Origin of the sequence: Phenylobacterium sp. (genome assembly GCF_044371015.1) — a bacterium.
Taxonomy (GTDB): Bacteria; Pseudomonadota; Alphaproteobacteria; order Caulobacterales; family Caulobacteraceae; genus Phenylobacterium.
Genome location: NZ_JBILUK010000163.1, coordinates 1 through 7156 on the forward strand (window position 1 = coordinate 1; position 7156 = coordinate 7156).

Consider the following 7156-nt stretch of genomic DNA (forward strand, 5'->3'; position numbering starts at 1 on the left):
GTTATGCCAGTGATGCTCCAGGTCCTCGCTGGTCCAGCGGGCGGTTCCGCTGAACGTGAAGAACGCCACCCGCCAGGAATAGAAGGCGGTCAGGCCGGCGACGAGCACCCCGATGACGAACGCGAAGTAGCCCATGGGCACGCTCGCGACCCCCGCCTCCCAGGCTTTGTGGATGATCGCATCCTTCGAATAGAAGCCGGCGAAGCCCAGCTCGGCCCACGGGACTCCAAGGCCCACGCCCGGGAATCCCAGACCCGTGATGGCGATCGTGCCGATGGTCATCACCGCATAGGTGATCGGCAGATGTTTCGCCAATCCGCCGTAGCGGCGCATGTCCTGCTCGTGCGCCATCCCGTGGATCACAGAGCCCGCGCCCAGGAACAGCAGCGCCTTGAAAAAGGCGTGGGTGAACAGGTGGAACATCGCCGCGTTGTAGGCCCCGATACCGGCGGCGAAGAACATGTAGCCGAGCTGCGAACAGGTCGAATAAGCGATGACGCGCTTGATGTCGTTCTGAGTAAGCCCAACCGTCGCCGCGAACAGCGCAGTGACTGCCCCGATCACCGTCACGATGGTCTTCGCCACCGGCGCATATTCGAACATCGGGGACAGCAGGCAGACCATGTAGACGCCCGCCGTCACCATGGTGGCGGCATGGATCAGGGCGGAAACAGGTGTCGGACCTTCCATCGCGTCCGGAAGCCAAGTGTGCAGGAAGAACTGCGCCGACTTGCCCATCGCGCCGATGAACAGCAGCACGCAGGCCAGATCGACCAGCGCGAAGTGGCCGCCGGCGAAGTCCCAGCCCCGGCCGACCGAGGCCTCGATCAGCGGGAACAGCTTATCGAACTCGATCGTCCCGAACGCCCAGAAGCAGGTCATGATACCGAGGGCGAAGCCGAAATCGCCCACCCGGTTGACCACGAAGGCCTTGATCGAGGCGGCGTTGGCGCTGGCCTTGTGGTGCCAGAAACCGATCAACAGGTAGCTCGCCAGCCCCACGCCTTCCCAGCCGAAGAACAGCTGCATGAAGTCGGCCGCGCTGATCAGGCTCAGCATGGCGAAGGTGAACAGCGAGAGGTAGGCGAAGAACCGAGGCTTGGCCGGGTCGTCGGCCATGTAACCCCAGGAGTAGAGGTGCACGAGGCTGGAGACCGTCGTCACCACAACCAACATCACCGCCGACAGCATTAGGAAACCGGTGGTCACCGCCATGGCCGGCTTGTCGCCGATGATGCGACCGAAAAGGCCGGCCGTGATCGCGCCGATCAGCGGACCGAACAGAATGATCGTGACGAGGGCTTCGGCGCTCACGGATCAGCCCTTCATCATCGAGGCGTCGTCGACGGCGATGTCGCCGCGGTTGCGGAAGAAGGTGACCAGGATGGCCAGCCCCACGGCGGCCTCCGCCGCCGCCACGGTCAGCACGAACATCGCGAAGATCTGTCCGGTCACGTCACCCAGGAAGACCGAGAACGCCACCAGGTTGATGTTCACGGCGAGCAGCATCAGTTCCACCGACATCAGGATGACGATGATGTTCTTGCGGTTCACGAAGATGCCGAAGACCCCGATGGTGAACAGGATCGCGGCGACCGCGAGATAGTGGGCGAGGCCGATGATCATTCGCCAATCCCTTCGCCCGTCTTCGGATCGGACATCCGCATGCCGCTGGCCCGGGTGCGCAGCACCTGATCCATGATCACCTGCCGGCGAACCCCGGGCTTATGGCGCAGCGTCAGCACGATGGCCCCGATCATCGCCACCAGAAGGACCAGCCCGGCCGCCTGGAAGAAGTAGACATAGTCCGTGTAGAGCACCCGCCCGATGGCTTCGGCATTGGTGACGTCGGCCGCCGGCCCTGACGCCATGGGCAGAGGATTGTCCTTGGCCGCACCGCGCGCCGCCACGGTGGAGGAGACCAGGATCATCTCCGCGGCCAGGAAACCCGCAATCAACAGGCCGAAGGGCATGTAGCGTGCAAAGCCCTGGCGCAGCGAGGCGAAATCCACGTCCAGCATCATCACAACGAACAGGAATAGGACGGCCACGGCGCCGACGTAGACGACGACCAGAAGCATCGCCAGGAACTCCGCGCCCATCAGCACGAAAAGGCCGGCTGCCGAGAAGAAGGCCAGAATCAGCCACAGCACCGAGTGCACCGGGTTGCGGGCCGAAACCACGCCGAACCCGGCGGCGACCGTCACCGTCGCCATGACATAGAATGCGATCGCCTGCAGGGCCATGTGGCCTTCGTTCAACCCCCACTCAGTCCAGTTATCGCCCCCGGCCCCCCGGGTCAGCGTATGCGTTCAGCGGCGCAGGAATCGCGCCGCCTTCCTATCGATACGGTGCGTCGAGTTCCAGATTTCTCGCGATCTCGCGCTCCCAGCGGTCGCCGTTATCCAGCAGCCGCGCCTTGTCGTAGTAGAGTTCTTCGCGGGTCTCGACCGCGAACTCGGTGTTCGGGCCCTCGACGATGGCGTCCACCGGGCAGGCCTCCTGGCAAAGGCCGCAGTAGATGCACTTCACCATGTCGATGTCGTAGCGCGTGGTCCGCCGACTGCCGTCTTCGCGCGGTTCGGCCTCGATGGTGATCGCCTGGGCGGGACAGATCGCCTCACAGAGTTTGCAGGCGATGCAGCGCTCCTCGCCATTCGGATAGCGGCGCAACGCGTGCTCGCCGCGAAAACGCGGGCTCTGCGGGCCCCGCTCGTGCGGGTACTGCACCGTCTTCTTGGGCTCGATCATGTACTTCATGCCCAACCCGAAGGCCCCAGCGAAGTCCATGAGTGCGGCGCCCTTCAGGGCCTGTCCGATCCGGTTCAGCATCACTTGGCCTCGCAGGCGTAGTCTTCGAGGTACTGCGGATCGCCGTTGCGCTTGAGTTTCAGCGATCCGCCCTTGGCCGCGCACGTCGCCGTGGCCGCCTTGAGGTCATCATAGGTCGCGATCCCGCCCGAGCGGCCGGAGCCCACGCCCGACGCACAGGCGGTGAGCGTCATGGCGGAGAGGATGGCCAGCGCCCTCATGCGCCGAAGCCTGTGTAGACGCGCCAGCCGGCGACGACAGCCACCGCCACCAGCGAGGTCGGCAGAAACACCTTCCAGCCCAGGCGCATCAGCTGGTCATAGCGGTAGCGCGGCACGATCGAGCGCACCATCGCGTTCATGAAGAACACGAACACGGTCTTGGCTGCGAAAATCAGGAAGCCGTGCAGGCTGGCCAGCCAGGCCGGCCATGACGCCAGATAGTCCGCGGGCCAGGGCGCGTTCCAGCCGCCCAGGAACAGCACAGCCATCAACCCGCTCATCAGCACAATGTTCGAGGTCTCGGCGAGGTAGAAGAGCATGTAGGGCGTCGAACCGTATTCCACAGCATAGCCCGCCACGAGCTCGGACTCCGCCTCAGGCAGGTCGAAGGGCGGCCGGTTGGTTTCCGCCAGCCCGGAAATGAAGAAGATCACCCCCATCGGGAACATGATCAGGATCAGCGGCAGGTTCTCGAGCCCTCCGCCGAACATGTACCAGTTCCAGAACCCGCCGGCCTGCGCCTCGGTGATGGCGTTCAGGTTCATGCTGCCGGCCAGCAGGATCACCGTGATGATCACGAAGCCGATGGAGACCTCGTAGGAGACCATCTGCGCCGCAGACCGCAGCGACCCCAGGAACGGGTACTTCGAGTTGGAAGCCCAGCCGCCCATGATGATGCCGTAGACGCCCATCGAAGACACGGCGAACAGGTACAGGATGCCGACATTGATGTCCGACACAGCCCAGCCCGGCGCCACCGGCATCACCGCCCAGGCGCCCAGCGCCAGCGTGACGCTGATCAGAGGCGCAAGCAGAAACACCGCCTTGTCCGCACCGGCCGGAATGATCAGTTCCTTGATCAGGAACTTGCCCAGGTCCGCGAACGATTGAAGCAAACCAAAGGGGCCCACCACGTTGGGGCCCTTGCGCGCCTGCACGCCGGCGAAGATCTTCCGGTCGCCATAAATGATGAAAGCGATGCTGAGCAGCAGCACCACCGTCACCGCCAGGATGTGGGCGACGGTCGCGATCGTCCAGCCGATGGGGGTTTCCCAGAAGCCCATGCCCCTACTCCGCCGCCATCTGGGTCGCACCGGAAGCGACGCCGGCGCATTCGGCCATGGTCACGCTGGCCCGCGCGATCGGATTGCTGAGGTAGAAGTTCGAGACCGCGCTGCGGAATGGCGCGTCGGATAGCGCGCCCTTCGCGCCCAATCCGGAGACGTCCACCGCGCCGGGCGTCTCCGGCACATATCCGATGCGTCCAAAGGTCGGATGATCGGCGAACAGCTTGGCCCGTAACTGATCCAGCGTGTCGTATGGCAACGTCCGGTCCAGCCGCTCCGACAGCGCCCGCAGGATCGACCAATCCTCCTTGGCCTCGCCCTTGGGGAACACCGCGCGGAAGCCCATCTGAACCCGGCCCTCGGTATTCACATACAGACCGCTCTTCTCGGTGTAGGCCGCGCCCGGCAGGATCACATCCGCCCGATGAGCGCCCGCATCCCCATGCGTGCCCACATAGACCACGAAGGCGTCGCTCTTCTTCAGATCGATTTCGTCGGCGCCCAAAAGCACAAGCAGATCCGCGCCGCCCTTGGCCGCCAGTTGGGCCGCCGTCTTGCCGCCCTCGCCCGGCGTGAAGCCGAGATCGAGCCCGCCGACCCGGCTCGCCGCCGCGTGCAGTACGTTCCAGGTGAGGCCAAAGGTCTTGGCGACCCCAGCCGCAGCCGCCAGCACAGCCGCGCCGTCCGCCCGCGCCAGGGCGCCCGCACCGATGATGATCGCGGGCGATTTCGCCTCGCGCAGCACCTTGGCGAAGCCGGCCTTCGACCGACCCAAGCTGGCCAGCGCCGCCGGGCCCTCGCCGAGATGGTCAAAGTCATAGGTGAGGTCGGCCGCCTCGCCGATCACGCCCACCTGCAACGCACCCGCCATCCAGCGCCGCCGCAGCCGCGCATTCAGCACCGGTGCTTCCAGCCGCGGGTTGGAGCCAACGATCAGGATCGCGTCCGCGTTTTCAAGGCCTTGGATCGACGAATTGAACAGCCAGCTCTCGCGCGGGCCATCACCCAGCGCCATGCCGTCCTGTCGGCAGTCAAGGCTGGTCACCCCCATGCCGCCGAACAGATCCAGCGCCGCCTTCATCGACTCCGCGTCCTGGAGGTCGCCGGCGATCACGCCGATCCGATCCGGCGTGGTCGCCTGGATCTTCGCGGTGACAACATCAAACGCTTCGGCCCAGGTCGCCGGCTTCAGCTTGCCGTTCTCGCGAACAAAGGGCCGATCCAGTCGCTGGCGTGAAAGGCCGTCCACCGCATAGCGGGTCTTGTCCGAGATCCACTCCTCGTTCACCGCCTCGTTGGTGCGGGGCAGCACGCGCAGCACGGCGGGTCCACGCGCATCGACTCGAATCGCCGAGCCCAGCGCATCCATCACGTCCACGCTCTCGGTCTTCTTCAGCTCCCACGGCCGGGCGTTGAAGGCGTAGGGCTTGGAGGTCAGCGCGCCGACCGGACACAGATCGATCACATTGGCCGACAGTTCGCTGGCCACCGCCTTGTCGAGATAGGTCGTGATTTCAACATCTTCGCCGCGCGAGATGAGGCCGATATCCGGCACGCCGGCCACCTCGGTGATGAACCGAACGCAGCGCGTGCACTGAATGCAGCGGGTCATCACCGTCTTGATCAGCGGACCCATGTGCTTTTCTTCGACGGCCCGTTTGTTGTCGGCATAGCGGCTGTCGTCGCGGCCATAGCCCATGGCCTGATCCTGCAGGTCGCACTCCCCGCCCTGGTCGCAGATCGGGCAATCCAATGGGTGGTTGATCAGCAGGAATTCCATCACCCCGTGCCGAGCTTTCTTCACCATCGGCGTGTCGGTGAAGATCTCCTGGCCCTCGGCGGCTGGCAGGGCGCAGCTGGCCTGCGGCTTGGGCGGGCCCGGCTTCACTTCGACGAGGCACATGCGGCAGTTGCCGGCGATGCTGAGACGCTCGTGATAACAGAAGCGCGGGATCTCCTTGCCCGCCAGTTCGCACACCTGCAGGACGTTCATACCAGGCTCGAACTCGACCTCGACGCCGTCAACCTTGGCTATAGGCATACCGCCCTACTCCGCCGCGATGGCGGCGCCGGCGTAGCTGCCTTTGCGCGCGCGATAGGTGTTGATGCGTTCTTCCACCTCGTGGCGGAAGTGGCGGAACAGCCCCTGGATCGGCCAGGCGGCCGCGTCTCCCAGGCCGCAGATGGTGTGGCCCTCGACCTGACTGGCCACGTCGAGCAGCAGGTCGATCTCGGACATCTCGGCTTCGCCGGTGACCATCCGCTCCATCACCCGCCACATCCAGCCGGTGCCTTCGCGGCACGGCGTGCACTGGCCGCAGCTCTCGTGCTTGTAGAAATAAGACGCCCGCGCGATCGCCTTCACCAGGTCGGCGTCCTTGTCGAACACGATCATAGTGCCAGTACCCAGGCCCGAGCCGCGCGCGGCAAGGTCCTCATAGGTCATAATCGCTTCGTCGCACTCAGCCGCCGGGATCATTCGCACCGAGATCCCGCCCGGGATCACGGCCTTGAGGTTGCCCCAGCCGCCGCGCACGCCGCCCATGTGGTCTTCGATCAGCTGGCGGATCGGGATGCCGACCGCCTCCTCAACCACGCACGGCGTGTTCAAGTGTCCGGACCCGGCGAACAGCTTGGTGCCTGTCGACTTCTCGGTGCCGAAGCCCGCGAACCAGTCCGCCCCGCGCCGAAGGATCGTGCCGACCACTGCGATGGTCTCGACATTGTTCACCGTGGTGGGCGCGCCATAGATGCCCGCACCGGCCGGGAACGGAGGCTTCAGCCGCGGCTGGCCCTTCTTGCCCTCGAAGCTCTCCATCAGCGCGGTCTCGTCGCCGCAGATATAGGCCCCGCCGCCGTGCTGGAGACCGACATCGCAGTCCCAGCCGTGGATGTTGCCCTTGCCGATCAGCTTGGCGTCGTAGGCTTGGCGTATGGCGGCTGCCAGCCGCTCGCGCTCATGCACATACTCGCCGCGGATGTAGATGTAGGCCTGATGCGACCGCATTGCCTTGCAGGCGATCAGGCAGCCCTCGATCAGCAGATGCGGATCGTTGC

At 65.1% G+C, this 7156-nt stretch carries 8 protein-coding genes; all 8 read right to left on the reverse strand.

Features of this window, described 5'->3' with window-relative positions; genetic code table 11:
* The coding region (nuoL, locus tag ACIQ3R_RS12910; protein ID WP_397419120.1) for an NADH-quinone oxidoreductase subunit L at positions 1 to 1314 on the reverse strand (1314 nt) is incomplete at its 3' end.
* A 3-nt stretch (positions 1315 to 1317) separates the two neighbouring features.
* Positions 1318 to 1623 carry an NADH-quinone oxidoreductase subunit NuoK gene (gene nuoK, locus ACIQ3R_RS12915; protein ID WP_397419132.1) on the reverse strand — a complete coding sequence of 102 codons (306 nt, stop codon included), beginning with the start codon at positions 1621 to 1623 and terminating at the stop codon, positions 1318 to 1320.
* Positions 1623 to 2246: an NADH-quinone oxidoreductase subunit J gene (locus tag ACIQ3R_RS12920; protein ID WP_397419134.1), complete on the reverse strand. Its 624-nt coding sequence runs from the start codon at positions 2244 to 2246 to the stop codon at positions 1623 to 1625. Before ACIQ3R_RS12920 ends, nuoK begins: the two co-directional genes overlap by 1 nt.
* Before the next feature lie 94 nt (positions 2247 to 2340).
* Positions 2341 to 2832, reverse strand: coding sequence for an NADH-quinone oxidoreductase subunit NuoI (nuoI, locus tag ACIQ3R_RS12925; protein WP_397419122.1), 492 nt, complete (start codon positions 2830 to 2832; stop codon positions 2341 to 2343).
* Entirely contained in the window at positions 2832 to 3032 is a 201-nt protein-coding gene (locus ACIQ3R_RS12930) for a hypothetical protein (RefSeq protein ID WP_397419124.1), read from the reverse strand. Before ACIQ3R_RS12930 ends, nuoI begins: the two co-directional genes overlap by 1 nt.
* Entirely contained in the window at positions 3029 to 4096 is a 1068-nt protein-coding gene (nuoH, locus tag ACIQ3R_RS12935; protein WP_397419126.1) for an NADH-quinone oxidoreductase subunit NuoH, read from the reverse strand. Before nuoH ends, ACIQ3R_RS12930 begins: the two co-directional genes overlap by 4 nt.
* Positions 4097 to 4100: 4 nt before the next feature.
* Positions 4101 to 6140, reverse strand: coding sequence for an NADH-quinone oxidoreductase subunit NuoG (gene nuoG, locus ACIQ3R_RS12940; protein WP_397419128.1), 2040 nt, complete (start codon positions 6138 to 6140; stop codon positions 4101 to 4103).
* 6 nt (positions 6141 to 6146) lie between these two features.
* Positions 6147 to 7156, reverse strand: a 1010-nt coding sequence (gene nuoF, locus ACIQ3R_RS12945; RefSeq protein ID WP_397419130.1) for an NADH-quinone oxidoreductase subunit NuoF, incomplete at its 5' end; no start/stop codon positions are given.

Bases quoted from the DNA above. Each gene is read 5' to 3' on its own strand.
- ACIQ3R_RS12920 (WP_397419134.1), bottom strand. From the start codon at position 2,246: ATGGCCCTGCAGGCGATCGCATTCTATGTCATGGCGACGGTGACGGTC.
- ACIQ3R_RS12930 (WP_397419124.1), bottom strand. From the start codon at position 3,032: ATGAGGGCGCTGGCCATCCTCTCCGCCATGACGCTCACCGCCTGTGCG.
- nuoH (WP_397419126.1), bottom strand. From the start codon at position 4,096: ATGGGCTTCTGGGAAACCCCCATCGGCTGGACGATCGCGACCGTCGCC.
- nuoG (WP_397419128.1), bottom strand. From the start codon at position 6,140: ATGCCTATAGCCAAGGTTGACGGCGTCGAGGTCGAGTTCGAGCCTGGT.
- nuoI (WP_397419122.1), bottom strand. From the start codon at position 2,832: ATGCTGAACCGGATCGGACAGGCCCTGAAGGGCGCCGCACTCATGGAC.